The organism is Neobacillus sp. BF23-41, assembly GCF_041106275.1.
Map to the genome: position 1 here is coordinate 59757 of NZ_JBGBPR010000023.1, position 16583 is coordinate 76339.

The window sequence follows — 16583 nt, forward strand, 5'->3', positions numbered from 1 at the left end:
GCTTTATGAGATCTAAACCAAAGGTAGCCATTATTACCCCTGGTTCCTTCCCAATACCATCTTCTCGTTCAAGTTCAGTAGAAACAGTTGTAGAAATGCAAACAAACATTCTTCAAAACGATGGTGATTTCACGATATTTGGAAAAAAGGCTAAAGGAATGGCCTCTACTGAAAACCAAGGAAATATTTCTTTTATCCGGTTTCCTTATCAAAATTGGACCTGAAGTATTTGGATTAGTGAATGTGGAGGCAATGGCATGTGGTGTCCCCGTAATCGCAACGAATATCGGGGGAATGCCAGAGGTTATTGAACATGGCAGGACGGGGTGTTTGATCAATACACAATACATTGAAGTGGAACTATCCAATTGTGTTATTCAGCTCTTAAACAATCCCAAAAGAATTAAAAGGTTAGGTCTTAACAGTATAGATCGAGTGAAGGGAAATTTCACATGGGAAAATAGTGCTAACCGTATCCTCCAATTGTATAACCAAATTGTATCTGGAAAATAATAGAACGTCCCTTTTTGGATGAATCAAAAGGGACGTGAAGGACTAAAAATATGCTCTTTCTTGGAAGTGAAGAGTGTTTCCAAATGCATCTTCATCAAGAATTTGAAACCCTTGAATTTGAACTGCATAAAACATTGGTTGATTACGAATTTTTAAATACTTATCATAATCCAATTTCTTAAAGCCTTTGAAGCTTGGATATATATTTGCTTCAAGAATCCACGGGAAGCCAACCTCATCTAAGGCAATATCGATACCAAATTCGGAGAAATGTTCATTTCTTTGATCCATGATGCGGCAAAATCTTTGACAAAGGTTTACTATATTCCGATGAACAAGCGAATAGCTAAGGCCCTGGGAAGTCTTCTTGATAACTGTTTCTAACGTCATCGCTTCTCCACCCCGAGCAATATTAGTTAGATCCTCATCTTCTCGAGCAACCCTGCATTCAATTCCAGTGCATTGCCACTTCCCTTTGTTATATTTCTGCATCACAACCCTGACATCAAGGGCTCGATTATTTACCTTTAAAAGCGGAATGTAGGTTTGAAATAAATACTCCTGTTTAAAAATTCCAAACTCCTTTAATAATACTTGTAAACCTTCTTTATCCTTCAATCTGTGTTGTACCTTTGTCATATTCCGATAATCGTATAAACTAAAACCTTCTGTTTCGTCATTTAATTCTAGTATGAAAATTCCGCGTCCTCTTGATAAGCTAACAGGCTTTAAAATAATTTTCTTATTTTCTATTAAAAAGTCAATTAATTCTTCCATGTTATTTAAAAGGAAAGTTGCAGGTAAGTGCTGTTTAATTTCTGGGGTATTTTTTAATAAATATAGATCTGATTTTTTAAAGTGGTAGGAGTTAAATAAATTATTATTGGTTATATCCACTAGTTGTCTAATATTATCTTTCTTTTGATGAAAATTTCTACGGTATATGGTAGAGGGAATCGGGGTAGAATCATAGCGCCAATGTTTTTTTACTGGGTCATAGATCATCCCATATGCAATTCTCTTTTCCCAATCGACTGACCTTGCTGAAAAGGCGATTGTTACTCCGCCATAGCGATGGAATTCACCAAAACGGTCATTGAATTTCTCCATATAATCCAAATGATAAATGTGATTTTTTTCACCCAATAGTAAGCCAATTGTTGGACCGATAATTGCCTTTCTCTCTGAAAATTGGATTTGATAAACTAGGTCAACAGGAAGATGCATGGATTCTACTAGCGTGTCGGAAACAAAAAGCTCTATGGGATTTTGAAAGGAATTATGTCTTAGCGGAATTGCGTCTTCGTAATTTACAAAGTGACATGGCTGCTCGTTTACCCCAAATTTTACAAATTCAGGTTGTTCCCTCCAGCTTTCTGTAATTCGGTTAGATAATTTCATTTTCATTTCATGGTCTTGAAAAACTTTAAATTTCACCCAAACATTCTCAAAAAGCTGACTTGATTTCCTGATAAACGGCGTAATATTATCGTCGTGTAATTCTCCACTGCTTACATGAACGGTTGCCTCAGTTTCTCCACTATACGTATGCAATGTCTTATCATCGTTTTTCAATTCCCTGATTTCTTTTGCTAGATCAATCGGCCACTTAAGAATCCTACCCGCTACTTTTTTGTTGCTATAACTTATGTCTTTCACAATGGTAAGGATAGGACAAGTGGAATGAATTCGAATTTCACCAGTTTCCATCCCCACAAATTGAAGACCAATTTCATAAATTCTTGGATAATAATAGTGAATAATTTCTAAAATTCGATGGCTTACTTTATAAAGGTATTCTTGTGTCTCTTCTTGCATTTGGTAATCACCGGTAAGTAGCAGATAGGCTTCCTTAAAGGTTAGCACTTGGTCATTATTCTTGGCATAAATAATCGGAGTCGTCCATTGATGATGACAATCTTTTTGCCCTAAAACGTAAAAACTAAATGAAGTCGGAATTTGATTTTCCGCTATTAAATTAATATCCTTTAGTTCAGAATGTGTTGCTATCAATTCTAGGAAATGCTTATTCTTAATATTATTCTTTTCATTTATGAGAGTTACACCTGTTTGCTGTGCAAGTTTAAAGATTGTCCGATTGTTTTTCTTACGATGATAATTTGTGGGATTATAGATTATTGACGGAATATCAACGAAACCTAGTAAAACGATCTCCTCATCCTTTATCATAATTGCATTTCCCTTACGCTCGTTTACAAGCAATCCTTCGATATTAATAAATAGTACTTCAAAATTTAACTCATCGCCCGCTTTTGCATATTGTAAAACATAGGAATCATCATCGTTTAATTCCTCTTGGGCCAGCCTATTCCATTGCCGCTTAGATAAAATAATGCCAATAGACTTTTCATCCATTACTCAGTCACCTTCAATCATTTCAGGTCATTTATAATATTTCTATTCATGATTCTATGAAACTGTATAGGCATATGGGAGTAACACGCTGATATTAGTCTTTTATTTTCAACGATTTCTTCCATTGTTCATAGAGGTCAGGCTCTTGATTATTTACATGCTCTAAAAACGTTACCAATAAACCCAATTGTTTTAAGTCTTTGAAAAGTCGTTTTGGAAACGACCTTTGAATTTTAAAAGAATTAACATGATCTATGATTTTCAACTTTCCATTCTTATCATAGATGGAGTGTAGCAACTGGTTTTCCCGGCGTAACGACAATTTGGGTAAAATCATTCAACTTGCATTATCTCCTTTATTGGAAATTATTATTGTGTTGTGCTTCTTGTTAAAGCATATCCAGAGACTACTTTTTATGAAAATGGTAGAAGTGCATCAATAAATTCTTGTGCCGATTGATACCGTTTGAGTTTATACTTTCTTGTTGCTTTTCTCAGAACCTTTTGTAATTTCTGATTGGGAATCTGTTTGCACGCCTGTTTTTTTCGATACGGTGCAAAACCAGTTAACAAGTACAAACATACACATGCAGCACTATATACATCTGAGCAGTAGTTTATATTAGCAGTAAAGAAATGATTTTGTTTCTTAAGTTCCGGTGGTCGATACCATCTCGTTGCCCCTCGATGATTTCCAATATATTCACCAGAGTCATTGGTGCGGACAGCAGAGCCGAAATCGATGATTTTTACTGTTTGGGGGTCATCATTACAAATTAAAATGTTATGTGGAGTAATATCGCAATGGAGAATGCCATGTTGGTGGATCACCTTTAACCCTTTAAGGATGTTAATTGTTATTTGAACGGCTAATTCTTGATCATGGATGATCCCTTTTTTGTAATGCCCAAGCCTTCCCCCTTCGTGATATTCTAAAACAATATACCCTTTATGTTCATCCACAAAAAAATCTAGACAGGTGATGATATGTTTATGAACCGGTAAGCTTCTTAGTATATCGCTCTCTTGTTCTGCTTCTCTTCTGCTATCAACCTTTTTTATTACTACCCTTTCATTTCGTTGATTCAGACCAAAAAAGACAAGGCTTGTCGCACCCTTACCTATAGTTTGATGATCCAGTGTATACTTTTCGAATGTAGCTCCCCCTTTGTGATCCCTGTTTTTTATATCTTATTAATAGTAAGACAAGAATTCCTGTATGTTTATCCATAAAAAAATAAGGTTGTCTCTAGTGGACAACCTTATTTTTTCAGGAAACATACGCTTCGTCTATTGGCAAGAGCCGTTGCAATCCACGAAGTTCTAATTCCATTAACTTATTCAATGCTTTTTCTTTTTCAATACGAAGTCCTGCATCATCCAATGAACAGCTCACTGGAACATCGCATTTTATTTCCGCAAGCAGTCTCGACAAATGGAGCATGTCTAAATCCTGCTCAATTTTAGTCTTATTTGACTTTGATAATCGATCTAAATTAGAGATAATGCCCTCAATATGTTCAAACTCCTGTAAGAGCTTAAGAGCTGTCTTCTCCCCTATTCCTTTTACGCCAGGATAATTATCGCTAGGGTCTCCCATGAGGGCTTTTAAATCAATCATCTGCCTAGGAGTAATTCCTTTTTCTTCAAAGAAGGAATCTGGTGTATGAACCAGGTAATTTCCATAACCTTTTTTCAACAAAATAACAGAAATACTATCATCAAGCAGTTGCAGCATATCCTGGTCACCGGTTAGGATGGACACATGGGCAAAGTCCTTTGATTGATTAGCGATTGTTCCAATGCAGTCATCTGCTTCATAGCCTGCTAATCCAATATTGGGGATATCAAAGGAAGCAACCACTTCTTTTACTAAATCAAATTGTGGGATAAGCTCTATCGGAGCTTCACCGCGATTACCTTTATAATCTGAGAATAATTCAGTACGAAAGGTCTTACTGCCCATATCCCAACAAACAGCGAGATGGGAAGGTTTAAATGATGAAACTGCCGTGAATAAATGCTTAACAAAGCCATGAATTCCATTGGTCGGTGTTCCATTTGAATTTATCATAAATTGTCCTGTAACTGCCGTAGCGTAAAAAGCTCGGAATAGCAACGCCATTCCATCAACAAGCATAAGTGAAGGCTTCTGATTAGTCATTTTGGACCTCCTTATTTGGTGTCGTTTAAAAACAACACGCTATCCATTATAACATAAGTTGGCCTGAAAGATTATTCTATTTTATGATCAGCATAAGAGATCCAATCACTAAAGCTTCCAACATAAAGCTTTACTTTATTAAAACCAGCCTCCTTTAATGCCAGGTAATTAGGTGTGGCCGTGACCCCAGATCCACAGTAAACAATAATATCCATATTAGGTTCGATATCTGAAAACCTTTGTCTCTGTTCCTCAGCTTGTTTATATCGCCCGCCACGAATCCCCTCCATCCACGGCATATTTATGGCACCAGGGATATGCCCGGCTTTTTTATCAATCGGTTCTTCTAGCCCTAGATATCTTTTTGATTCCCTTGAATCGATTAATATCTTGTTTTCCAGCTGTTTTTCGACTACTTCTTTTACTTCTTCGGTAGTTGCTAGTAATTCCGGCTTTAGGTTGCAATGGAATTTTACCTTTTCAAATGCAGGAATATCTTTTGTTACTGGATAATTTGCTGCTGCCCATCCATTAAATCCCTCATCAAGTACATAAACATTTTCATGACCAAGGTATTGAAGCAGCCACCAAAAGCGGGCTGCATACGCCCCTTCACCGGTATCATAGGCGACAACGACTGTGTTTTCATTAATCCCCTCTTTCTCAAGTTTCATGATAAATTCCTCAAGTCTAGGCAAAGGATGCCGTCCGCCATGGACTTGAACTGGACTTGATAAATCTTTTTCTAAATCAAAGAAAACTGCGCTAGGTAAATGACCTTTTAAATATTCCTGTCTCCCTTTTTCTGGTTCAGCTAATGAAAACCGGCAATCGACAACCCTTACATTGCTCTCGGTTAAGCTTTTCAATAACCATTCTTTGTCTTTAACAAATTTCACGCAGCTTCCTCCTCGTCATTGATTAATACTTTACAAGTTTTTTTGTATATCCCTTAAATATTCAATAGAAATTCCGCCATCTAAGGCTGAAAGATAACTCAAATAAAAATCATTTACTTGTTCGTTCATTTGTTCTAATAGGCGATTGAATTCCTTTGTTATTTCATCTGAATAATGTGTTTTTAAACGGTGAGTTCCATGCGATAAATATTCATCCGCAGGCAAATTCAGCACTTGATACAGTTCATCACTCATGAATTTTTTTTCATTTTTTTCAAAAAATGATTTTGGATTTTTAAAGTACGACAAGGCTTTAGAAAATAATTGTTTATTCATATCTTTAAAAGCGATAGGAAATTCGATTGCTTGTTGATGCTTCACTTCAAATGCTGAAAAGGAAAGGTCTTGATTGATTTCTTGTAAATTTCGGATGAGACCTGATTGGTAATCAGCCAATTGCTTTTCAGCAAATCTGTCCAGGCGGACTGTCGTTGCTCGCAATTCCTGAGTAAAATCAAAGCCTAGACTTTCGAGAAATTCATCCAGTGCAGCTAGTAATACTTTTTTCAAATGACGACCATCATCCTTTAGTATGGCGGGATTAAATGACTCCCTAAAGAAATCTCCAAAGCGGAGGAAGACTCTTTGTTTAATGTAATAAACTAACTCTTCTGCTTCCTGGTACAAACGATTTTGCAAGTTTTCAATCGTTTGGTTTTTCAATGACACTAAGATAACTGCTTTTTGTTTTTCAATAGTCCCGCGTTTTCTCTCTTTTACAGTTTGGTCTTCCTGTGAACTTTTGATAAGTTTATCAATTAAATCATGAACCCGGTTTATTTCTTTTTCTGCAGAGGAAATAGCCATTTCCGTTAGTTCATTAGTAATAAAATGATAAAAGGCCTGCTCAAAGTTAGCCATTCCAGAATCCGAAATAGGATTTGAAATCTCCTTTTCTTTTAATGCCAGCAAGCTTGATACAGGATAGAGATGAGGATTTCTTATTCCATATTTGCTAAGCTGCTCCTCGACATATTCAATAACGGTTTCCTTTTCTTCTTCATTCTCAGCAAGGTCAATGGCATTAATAATAAAGAACATTTTATCCATTTGAAAGGATTCCTTTACACGTCCAAGCTGAATTAAAAATTCACGATCTGCTTTCGAAAATGCATGATTGTAATAGGTAACAAAAAAACATGCATCCGAATTTTTAATGTAATCAAAAGCGACACCTGTATGGCGGGCATTGATAGAATCCGCTCCTGGTGTATCAACCAGAGTAATTCCTTTATTAGTTAACTCGCATTCGTAGTAGAGCTCAATCCATTCTACGAAGCAGGATTTTTCTTCATTAGCAACGAAATCGGTAAATTCACTTAAGTCTGTTTCAAGAACGACTCCTAAAGAATTACCAAATGATTGATAACCTTTAGTAAATGCCTGTAAGAAAGCAATATGTGTCTTCTCCAAGACACCGCCTTCTTGCTGTTTTTGAAGCATAACCTGGTCAATTTTTTTGACCGCACCATCAAAATCATCTGCTTGGAGTTCAAAAACCCTTAATGAGCGATTTACATCTTCAAGCATGGCTGACGCTTCCTTAAACTTAACAAGCACGGTGCCATGCGGATGTCTTTCCGTAACAGGTTTAATTTTGTTAATGGCTGCAGTCGTTGGATTGGGTGAAACAGGCAGGATCTTAGCACCCATAAGTGCATTGGCAAAAGAAGATTTGCCTGCACTAAACGCTCCAAATAATGCTACGGTAAATCCCTTGTTTTCGAGTCTTTCCGCTTTTTCGGATAATTCTTTAGAAAGCTTATAAAAACCAGGGAGGTCTCTAATTAAGGTTGAAGTCTTTACTAGACGTTCGACGGTTCTCTCCAAATGATTGCCTGATGGAAGTACCTTTGGATCATTTTTTGCACCCTCAATCACTTTGCCTTTCAAATCGTTTTTCATGTTGCTACTTCCGTTTTCAGGCCTTAGCTGTGTTTTGACCACTTCAAATTCTTCTTCGTCCTGACTAAAAAGATGATAAATATCTTCTTGTAAAATATCATCTTGTGTTAATAACTCTTCGATCTTTGTTTCCTTCAACTTAGCATTCTGCTTAACCTTTTCTAGTTCTGACAAGGCATTTAGGTATCGATCGTTTTTGCTTAGTTCCTGTTCATACTGTCCAATTAATTTAGCTGTTTGTTGCTTTAATGCTTTTAGGAACTCTTCCTTAAAAATAGCCAGTTTTTGTCGTGCGATTTTTTTAATTTCATTAGCCACGTCTTCTGTGTAATGTAAGACATATTCTCCTGATACTCGTGCCCCAGTTTTAACAGTATCGGATAAAAGGTTTGCCTGCACATCGATTGAATAAGACTGCGCCAAGCCCTGTAAATCTCCCCCGTCAAGACCCGTTTCCTTTAAGGTGCGTAGTAAATATTCGCGTACGTGCCACTCGAGCTGAGATTTTGTTTTATCATGAATATCATGATGAAAGCGTTCAAGCCTCACATTCTTCTCATCCAAGGTCTTTTGCTTGGAAAATATGAATCCAACTTTGAATTCCGGTTGACATGATTCCAAATAACTCTCTGCTAACTCTCTGGTTTGAAATGGCATGAGGTATGCGTTTTTTAGTATTTGGGCAATTTGATGATCAAATTCCTTCTCTGTTCCGATTACCCCCTCTTTTAAAGTCCAGAGGTTTCCTTGCATTTCTCGAGAACTATTGGATAATTCACTTCTTTCTTCCTCAGTTAATTCATTCAATACCTCAAGGATAGGTCTTAGCTCACGTTCATCTAATTTACTTAATTGAGCAATATGATCTTGGGTAATTTTTTTTAATGAATGAAAAACCGATGGTATTAATAATTGGTCTTTAGAGGCCAATTTTTCTGTAATAAATTCCTGAAGATCATTGAATTCATTGAAGGCATGGTTTTTATTTTTCAAAGAAGTATAAAAAATTCTTGCTGGTTTCACTCCCCACGATGCAAACGAATCAACCACACTGTTTTGAAACTCATCGAAGCTCAATTCTTCATCATTGTGTTTATCAATTTGGTTAATTACTAAATAAACTTCTTTTCCAGCCTGGGTTAATTCCTTTGTAAATAAAAAATTCAACTCTGCTTGGACGTGGTTAAAATCCATGACATATAGAACGATATCGGCAAGATGAATTGCTGATTCGGTTGCAATCCTGTGGGCATCATCAGCAGAATCAATACCAGGTGTATCCATGATTACCGTATTATCAGGTAAGCCTGAGTGACTGTGACTAATTTCAATTTCTTCAATTTGATCGCCGTCTTTGCAATAATTTTTGACTAATTCATAATCATACGGAGCTAAATAGATGCGAGGCTTTTCATTTTTGAAAAAGACCTTTGCATATTCTTCTCCAGCTTTTACTTTCACTAAGTTTGCACTTGTCGGAATTGGACTAGATGGAAGTAAATTCTCTCCAACGAGTTGATTGATCATTGTCGATTTCCCTGCAGAGAAATGGCCACAAAATGCAATCATAAACTCTTTGTTCTTCAGCTTCTTTGCTAGTTGTTTTATTTTTTCCGCATTTTCATAATCTTCTTGTTCGTTTATATATTCAAATACTGAAACGATTTTAGTTTTTAGTGTTTGGATGGCTTCTTCTTGATTGGCTATTTTCACCATTTACTTATTCCCCTTAGCAACTTTGTAATATTTTTTATTTTATACGATAATTCAAACTTTTCCTATCTTGACACTTCTTTTACATAAAACAAATTTTTTCCAAAAACGACAAAAGCCAAGGTGCAAGACCCTGGCTCCCAAAATACACTATTAATTTAATGTGTAACGTTTTTTAAGACGTGCTTCATGACAAATGCATAAATAATAACCGTTCCACCAACTAAAGCAAAAGTCAATTGTAACACCTTCCTTATCAGACTTTCATTGAGAATGATTTTCATCGATAACCAAAGTTTAACATAGGTGATAATCATTTTCAATAGCCCATTTCTAACTGTCACAATTATTTAACAACTTTAGGTAGAAAACGATTACAATCCTGAAATGTCCCTTCATATTCAGTCAGCTCCCTAAGCGCCTTTTCCTCCTCAGGTATACGAATCCTAAGCACGATGATATTTAATATCGTAAATAAACTAGCTGTAAAATAAGCGTTGAACAACAATGGAATAACAGCCAGTTCAATCGCAACAACAAAATAATTGGGATGTCTGATAAAACGGTATGGTCCCTTTCTAATCACATTCGCATTTCTTAAGACAATAATTTTTGTATTCCAAAACCTTCCTAATGACGCAATCGCCCATATTCTAAATAGCTGGGCTATAAGAAAAACAATTATTAGGATGCCCCATAAAGGAGATAGATCCAAATTCATGAAAATTTTTTCACAACTTAAGAAAATAAAAAACAGTGCATGCATCGTCACCATATAACGATAATGCTTTTCGCCAAATTCAATGGCCCCAAGTTTCTTCATCCACTTTTCATTGCTTTTTGCTATTCTTAGCTCAACAATCCGCTGAAGGCCGATGAATCCTACTAATATCAGAAATGAGGTAATATCTTTCATATTACTCCCACCTAAATAAAAGCAGTTCGGAACTGAAACCAGGTCCAAGCGCGGTACCAAGTCCTAAAGCATCCTGAGGAATATCCATCTCCATGTAACGTTTTAGCACATAAAATATCGTTGTTGAAGACATATTCCCAAATTGTTTTAACACTTCAAGTGAAACGTCAGTCATGGATGGAGGTAACTCTAATGATTTTACATAGGCATCTATCACTTTTTTCCCACCCGGATGAGCAATAAAATAGTCAATTTGTTCAAGGTTGATTTGATGTTCACTTAAAAATCCACTTACATTCGGCTTTAACCAATCCGCTATGATCTGGGGGATATCCCGAGAAAATACGACAAACATCCCCGTGCTCCTAATAGCCCAGCCCATTACATCTAAAGAGTTCGGCATAAGAGTGGACTGTGTAGCAATGATGGAGGGAGATGTCGGCTTCTTCCTGAAATCTGAAAAGTATGAATCATCACCGCAAACCAAGGCACAGGCTACACCATCAGCAAACAAAGAAGTTCCGATTAAATTACTTTTCGAAAGATCATTCCGCTGAAACGTTAGGCTGCAAAGCTCAACTGAGAGTACTAGGGCCTTTGCTTTTGGAAAGGCAAGACAATATTCATAGGCTCTCGATAGACCAGCAGCACCGCCTGCACAGCCAAGTCCCCAAATAGGTACCCTCTTTGTGTGTGAATTAAACGGGAGGAGATTCATGATTCTCGCTTCTATACTAGGTGTGGCCATCCCCGTGGTTGAGATAAAAAAAATGATGTCAATTTCTTGATAATTAATATTTCGGTTTAAGTAATCCTTATTATTTAAACACTTCTCGATTGCTTCTTTTCCAAGTGTCACCGCAGATTCAATATATGCAGAATTTTTTTCTTCAAAAGTATGTTCTTCTTTAAACCAATCGAGATTTTTAACAAAATGTCTTTTTTCAATTTGTCCATTTTGAAAAGCTCGTAAAAGTCTTTCAATATCCTTAAAGGAATCTGAGAAAAGCTCTCGTGCAAACTCCAAAGCTTGATTTTGGTTAACTTCAAAAGGGGGAGTAACCTCTGCAACTGAAATAATTGTAGGCATGTTTTTTCTCCTTCAATCTATGTAAGGGTATTTTTTCCAGTTTAAAGGTTTTTATTCAAGAGTTTCAGAAAGCAAAAAAAAAGCTTCCCTATATGAAGAGGAAACCAAAAGTTTCCACTCTGGGAAGCAAACGTTTTGAAGGTTGTTGCTGTGCTCTTAAATTATATAATGGATATTGATTTCATTCATTAACTAATGATTTCCAGTTCCGAATTTCTAAATAAACAGCAAGAAAAATGCTTATAAATGTTTTTTCAACTTATTTTTTATCGGGTTGTTTTTGAACTTCAATTTTAATTTTATTTTTTACTAATGTTCCGCAGATTTTACAGATTTCTACCTGGTCATACAAAAGGCGGCAATTATCACAATAATATTTTTCCACAAAAACACACTCTTTTCTGAAGGAAAATATGAATTTCTTAATATCATATTTATAGGATTCCAAAGTGTGACATTCATTTCAAAAAGGGTGGTTAATTTCGTGTGTGAATGATTATTCAATTACTTTTATCACAGGTAAAGTGTGATAGTTCACATTTTAGTCACAAATACCCCCTGGCAATTGTGATATAAATCACTGTTACATCAATTTTATAATATTAACATAGTAGATATCTAAGGAATGAACATTTTGTGAACTGCTAATTTTGTTATTTTTTCTTCACAATTGTTTTGTATTATGATAGAGAACTAATCATTTATTTTAACTACTCTGAAGGGAGTGCAGGGGGATGGCGAAGGCGGAACTTAAAACAAACCAAAAAACAGAAATAGAAGACAGCTCTTCTCTTAAAGGGACATTAGCGTCCGTTTTCTTATTGGGAGCTTTTATTGTTGTCACTTGGGTAAGTGTCTATTACCTATTTGTTGAACGCTTTTAATAATTGAAGGGGGAAAGAATTATGCATATGCATAAGTTCGAGAAGATTTGGCTAACTTTCGGAATTAGTGCACTGGTAGTATTTTTGACAGTTGTGGGTGTAAGCGCATTCTATCTTGGCAACAAGCCGCCAAGTTGTTTAACTACGATTAATGTGGATAAGGTCGATCAAACAAAACCATTTGATAAACCAGGATTACATAAGGTTGAAGGTAAGGATTGGGACTATGAATTAGTATATGTAGCTGCAGCGTTCTCCTATAATCCAGTGAAAGTGGAAGTACCAGTTGGGGCAAAGGTAAAAGTTATTGCTACAACCAAAGATGTTGTCCACGGGTTTGAAGTAGCTGGCACAAATATTAACATGATGCTTGAACCTGGTTATGTCAGCGAATATACAACCACGTTTGATAAAGCTGGTGAATATTTAATTGTTTGTAATGAATATTGTGGTGCTGGTCACCATTTAATGAGTTCGATGATTGAGGTGGTAAAATAATGGCTAACTCGACAGCAGCAAAAGTAAAAGTTGATCCTCGTGATGCAAAGCTTTCAATGGCCCACTTTTTTGTTGCCTTCTCTGCACTTGCACTTGGTGGTTTAATGGGGCTTTTACAAACCCTTGTCCGTTCCGGTAAATGGGAACTTCCATGGGGTATTGATTACTACCAAATCTTAACCGTCCATGGTGTCTTAATGGGATTGGTTTTAACGACATTTTTTATTATGGGATTTCAGTATGCTGCCGTAAGCAGAACCACTGGCGGTCATTCAAATGCTGCTCGCCGCACTGGCTGGATCGGTTTTTGGATCATGTTAGTCGGTACCTTAATGGCAGCTACCATGGTTTTACTTAAGGAAGCATCCGTACTTTACACTTTTTATGCACCTCTTAAAGCCCATTGGATATTTTACTTAGGCTTAACCTTCGTCGTTATAGGAAGCTGGATTGATGGTGCTTCACAAATCATGACCTATGCAAAATGGAGGAAGAATAATCCTGGGAAGCCAAGTCCGTTATTAAGCTTTATGGCTGTTATAAATACAGTCATGTGGATTATTGCTACTCTTGGAGTTGCAGCAACCGTATTGTTCCAATTACTTCCTTGGTCGCTTGGATTAGTTGATACTGTTGATGTGTTAGTAAGTCGGACTTTATTCTGGTATTTTGGGCATCCACTTGTTTATTTCTGGTTATTGCCTGCATATATGTGTTGGTATGCGATTATCCCGAAAATTATTGGTGGGAAAATTTTCTCTGATTCATTAGCACGTTTGTCATTTATTTTGTTCCTGCTATTCTCGATTCCGGTTGGTTTTCACCATCAATTAACAGAGCCAGGTATTGACCCTGCCTGGAAGTTCTTACAGGTTATCCTAACATTCATGGTTATTATTCCATCGTTAATGACTGCCTTCTCTCTTTTCGCAACCTTCGAGAGATATGGTCGCTCAAAAGGAGCAAAAGGCCTGTTTGGCTGGTTTAGGGTTCTGCCATGGGGAGATGCTCGTTTCACAGTTCCATTTATTGGTATGGCATCATTTATTCCTGCTGGAGCTGGTGGTATTATCAATGCATCCAATCAAATGGACCAGGTAGTTCATAATACTATTTGGGTGACAGGACACTTCCATTTAACTGCTGCAACTTCGGTTGTATTAACGTTCTTTGGGATCTCCTATTGGTTGGTACCACATTTAACTGGACGTAAATTGACAAAAGCAATGAATAAATTAGGAATAATCCAAGCATGGGTTTGGTTTATTGGAATGGCATTCATGTCAGGTGCAATGCACTTCCAAGGTCTCCTTGGCGGTCCAAGACGTTCCGCTTTCTCTACCTACGGCGGGGCAAAGCAAGCAGCAGAATGGATTCCTTATCAAATCGCTCAAGCAGTTGGCGGGACCATTTTATTCCTAGGAATTATTCTGGTTATTATCATATTTATCAATCTTGCCTTCTTTGCTCCAAAAGGGGAAGAGGAATTCCCTGTTGCTGTTGCAGAAAATCTTGAAGAAAAAGCACCAATGGTATTTGAAAACTGGAAATTGTGGCTTGGAATTGCAGCAGCCCTTATTCTTTTTGCTTACACGATTCCGTTTATCGATATTATTCAAAATGCCCCTCCAGGTTCAAAAGGATTTCAGACTTGGAGTAAATGGTAATAAGAAAAGCGGAAGCGCCTTGTTTAGGGGCGACAGGCATAAGACGAGCCGGCGTGATGGTTGCTTTTTAACCTTCAGGACGGATTGGGTTATGACCCCGAGCCCCTAGGCGCTGGAGCTAGACAGTTATCTAAGTTCAAAAACTTATATTTTCTTATCTTGTAAGAAAAAGGCTTCAATCTCATCGATTGAAGCCCTTTTGTTTTATTGTTACATTGCTTTAATCACAATGAGCCTTTTTCATTTAACAAATAAATCTTTCTATATTTCTCATAAAGATAATCAATTAAATATTTAGGATTTAGGCCTTCTCCTGTAACATCCTGTAAGATTTCAAGCGGTTTTTTCATTTTTCCATATTGGTGGATATTTTCGGTCAGCCATTCTTTTATCGGCAAAATGGTACCGTCTTCGACTAATTGATCAAAGTTCGGGAGATCATCCATCATTTTATGCTTAAATTGTGCTGCATACATATAGCCTAAGGCATAAGATGGGAAATAACCAAAGCTGCCTCCTGCCCAATGGACATCTTGAAGAACTCCCTGTGCATCATTTTCAGGACAAATTCCTAAGTATTCTTCGTACTTGTCATTCCAAATAGTCGGTAAATCCTTTACATCGATCTCATCATTGAATAAGCCTTTTTCAATTTCATAGCGGATAATAACATGGAGCGGGTATGTTAATTCATCTGCTTCAATTCTAATGAATGACGGTTTAGATTCGTTTATAGCGCGATAGAATTCTTCAATTTCCACTTGGTCAAATTGACCATTTGCATATTCTTTTAAAAGATCGTAGTTATTTTTCCAAAATGGTAAACTTCGTCCAAGGATGTTCTCATAAAAAAGAGACTGAGATTCGTGAATTCCAGTTGATGTTCCTGAACAAAGAGGAGTCCCAATCAAGTCTTTAGAAACATTCTGTTCATATAAAGCATGACCGCCTTCATGAATCGTACCAAAAACTGCTGTCCGAAAGTCGTTTTCGTCATATTTGGTGGTAACGCGGACATCGCCAGGATTTAACCCAATTGCAAAAGGATGAACGGTTTCATCCAGTCTTCCTGCTTGAAAGTTATAACCTATTTTGTCAAGGATCTTCAAACTAAATTCACGTTGTTTTTCCTTTGGAAATTTTTCAAATAGAAAATCCGTTTTTGGTTTATGTGGAGATTTTGAAATTTGTTTAACCAAAGGAACTATTTTATCTCTTAATTCACCAAATACTTGATCTAAAACTTTCATTGTGATGCCAGGTTCGTACATATCTAATAACACATCATATTTATTATCTTCATGACCCCAATAAGTGATAAACTTTTTTGTCATCGCGACAAGCTTTTCTAAGTAAGGACTAAATAAGGCAAAATCCGAATTTTCCTTCGCTTCCTCCCACACACTCTCTGCCTTTGACTGGAGAATCACAAATTCCTTGTATTCTTCAGCTGGGATTTTTTTATTTCTTTCATATTCTTTTTTACATTCTTCGAGGATTTTGCGTGTCTTTTCTGACAGTGATTGTTTTGATAAATTAGCTATGTATGCTGCCATCTCTTCAGAAGTAGACATTTTAAATACTTCGGACGATAACATCCCAATTACTTCGGACCGTTGTTCCACCCCTTGCTTCGGGGCCCCAGTTCTTAGATCCCAATAAACTAATCCAAGTGCTTCGTTGTAGGCAGACATCTTTTTCACATAATCTAGAAATTCTTTTTCTAATAGTTCATACTTCAATGCAATCCCCCCCTTTTAATTTCCATTAAATTTTAACACATTATTCTGAAAAGTATGCAAAATACTGTTCACAAGTGAATAATCGAGTAGGAGGGGGTGATTAACCCCCGACCTCTCACACCACCGTACGTACCGTTCGGTATACGGCGGTTCGAA

14 protein-coding genes are annotated in these 16583 nt (G+C 36.7%); 5 read left to right on the top strand and 9 right to left on the bottom strand.

Translation table 11 applies throughout. The features are described from left to right. The first annotated feature begins 5 nt into the window (after positions 1 to 5). Positions 6 to 224 carry a hypothetical protein gene (locus AB7942_RS24350; protein WP_369448894.1) on the top strand — a complete coding sequence of 73 codons (219 nt, stop codon included), beginning with the start codon at positions 6 to 8 and terminating at the stop codon, positions 222 to 224. Beyond that, a complete protein-coding gene (locus AB7942_RS24355) occupies positions 121 to 513 on the top strand; it encodes a glycosyltransferase (protein WP_369448884.1) in 393 nt (130 codons plus the stop codon). Before AB7942_RS24350 ends, AB7942_RS24355 begins: the two co-directional genes overlap by 104 nt. Positions 514 to 555: 42 nt before the next feature. Here AB7942_RS24355 and AB7942_RS24360 read toward each other — a convergent pair whose 3' ends face one another. From AB7942_RS24360 to AB7942_RS24395, 8 genes are all read right to left on the bottom strand, one after another. Continuing rightward, on the bottom strand, positions 556 to 2889 hold the full coding sequence (locus AB7942_RS24360; protein ID WP_369448885.1) for a YheC/YheD family endospore coat-associated protein: 2334 nt from the start codon (positions 2887 to 2889) through the stop codon (positions 556 to 558). Between the two features lie 414 nt (positions 2890 to 3303). Continuing rightward, entirely contained in the window at positions 3304 to 4077 is a 774-nt protein-coding gene (locus AB7942_RS24365; protein WP_369448892.1) for a serine/threonine-protein kinase, read from the bottom strand. A gap of 82 nt (positions 4078 to 4159) precedes the next feature. Further along, positions 4160 to 5053, bottom strand: a complete 894-nt coding sequence (locus AB7942_RS24370; protein WP_088088735.1) for a 5'-3' exonuclease — start codon at positions 5051 to 5053, stop codon at positions 4160 to 4162. Between the two features lie 71 nt (positions 5054 to 5124). Then, positions 5125 to 5952 (bottom strand): sulfurtransferase, encoded by an 828-nt coding sequence (locus AB7942_RS24375; protein ID WP_369448886.1) that lies wholly within the window; start codon positions 5950 to 5952, stop codon positions 5125 to 5127. Positions 5953 to 5982: 30 nt separating this feature from the next. Continuing rightward, complete coding sequence (locus tag AB7942_RS24380; protein WP_369448887.1) at positions 5983 to 9633, bottom strand: dynamin family protein; 3651 nt, start codon at positions 9631 to 9633, stop codon at positions 5983 to 5985. A gap of 155 nt (positions 9634 to 9788) precedes the next feature. Next, the gene (locus AB7942_RS24385; protein ID WP_214712431.1) at positions 9789 to 9947 is read right to left on the bottom strand and encodes a hypothetical protein; all 159 of its coding nucleotides are present in this window, start codon (positions 9945 to 9947) and stop codon (positions 9789 to 9791) included. A 29-nt stretch (positions 9948 to 9976) separates the two neighbouring features. Beyond that, positions 9977 to 10546 carry an isoprenylcysteine carboxyl methyltransferase family protein gene (locus tag AB7942_RS24390; RefSeq protein ID WP_369448888.1) on the bottom strand — a complete coding sequence of 190 codons (570 nt, stop codon included), beginning with the start codon at positions 10544 to 10546 and terminating at the stop codon, positions 9977 to 9979. A 1-nt stretch (position 10547) separates the two neighbouring features. Then, the gene (locus AB7942_RS24395; RefSeq protein WP_369448889.1) at positions 10548 to 11636 is read right to left on the bottom strand and encodes a type III polyketide synthase; all 1089 of its coding nucleotides are present in this window, start codon (positions 11634 to 11636) and stop codon (positions 10548 to 10550) included. 734 nt (positions 11637 to 12370) lie between these two features. Between AB7942_RS24395 and AB7942_RS24400 the strand changes: the two genes are divergently transcribed. From AB7942_RS24400 to AB7942_RS24410, 3 genes are read left to right on the top strand one after another with little or no spacing between them, the layout of a single operon-like run. Next, entirely contained in the window at positions 12371 to 12520 is a 150-nt protein-coding gene (locus tag AB7942_RS24400) for a cytochrome c oxidase subunit 2A (RefSeq protein WP_098263391.1), read from the top strand. A gap of 21 nt (positions 12521 to 12541) precedes the next feature. Further along, complete coding sequence (locus AB7942_RS24405; protein ID WP_088088742.1) at positions 12542 to 13018, top strand: cytochrome c oxidase subunit II; 477 nt, start codon at positions 12542 to 12544, stop codon at positions 13016 to 13018. Then, positions 13018 to 14685, top strand: a complete 1668-nt coding sequence (locus tag AB7942_RS24410) for a b(o/a)3-type cytochrome-c oxidase subunit 1 (protein WP_369448890.1) — start codon at positions 13018 to 13020, stop codon at positions 14683 to 14685. The genes AB7942_RS24405 and AB7942_RS24410 overlap by 1 nt, the downstream gene beginning before the upstream one ends. Before the next feature lie 224 nt (positions 14686 to 14909). On the opposite strand, the gene AB7942_RS24415 is transcribed toward AB7942_RS24410, so the two are convergent. After that, a complete protein-coding gene (locus AB7942_RS24415) occupies positions 14910 to 16427 on the bottom strand; it encodes a carboxypeptidase M32 (protein WP_483310907.1) in 1518 nt (505 codons plus the stop codon). Positions 16428 to 16583: the final 156 nt, after the last annotated feature.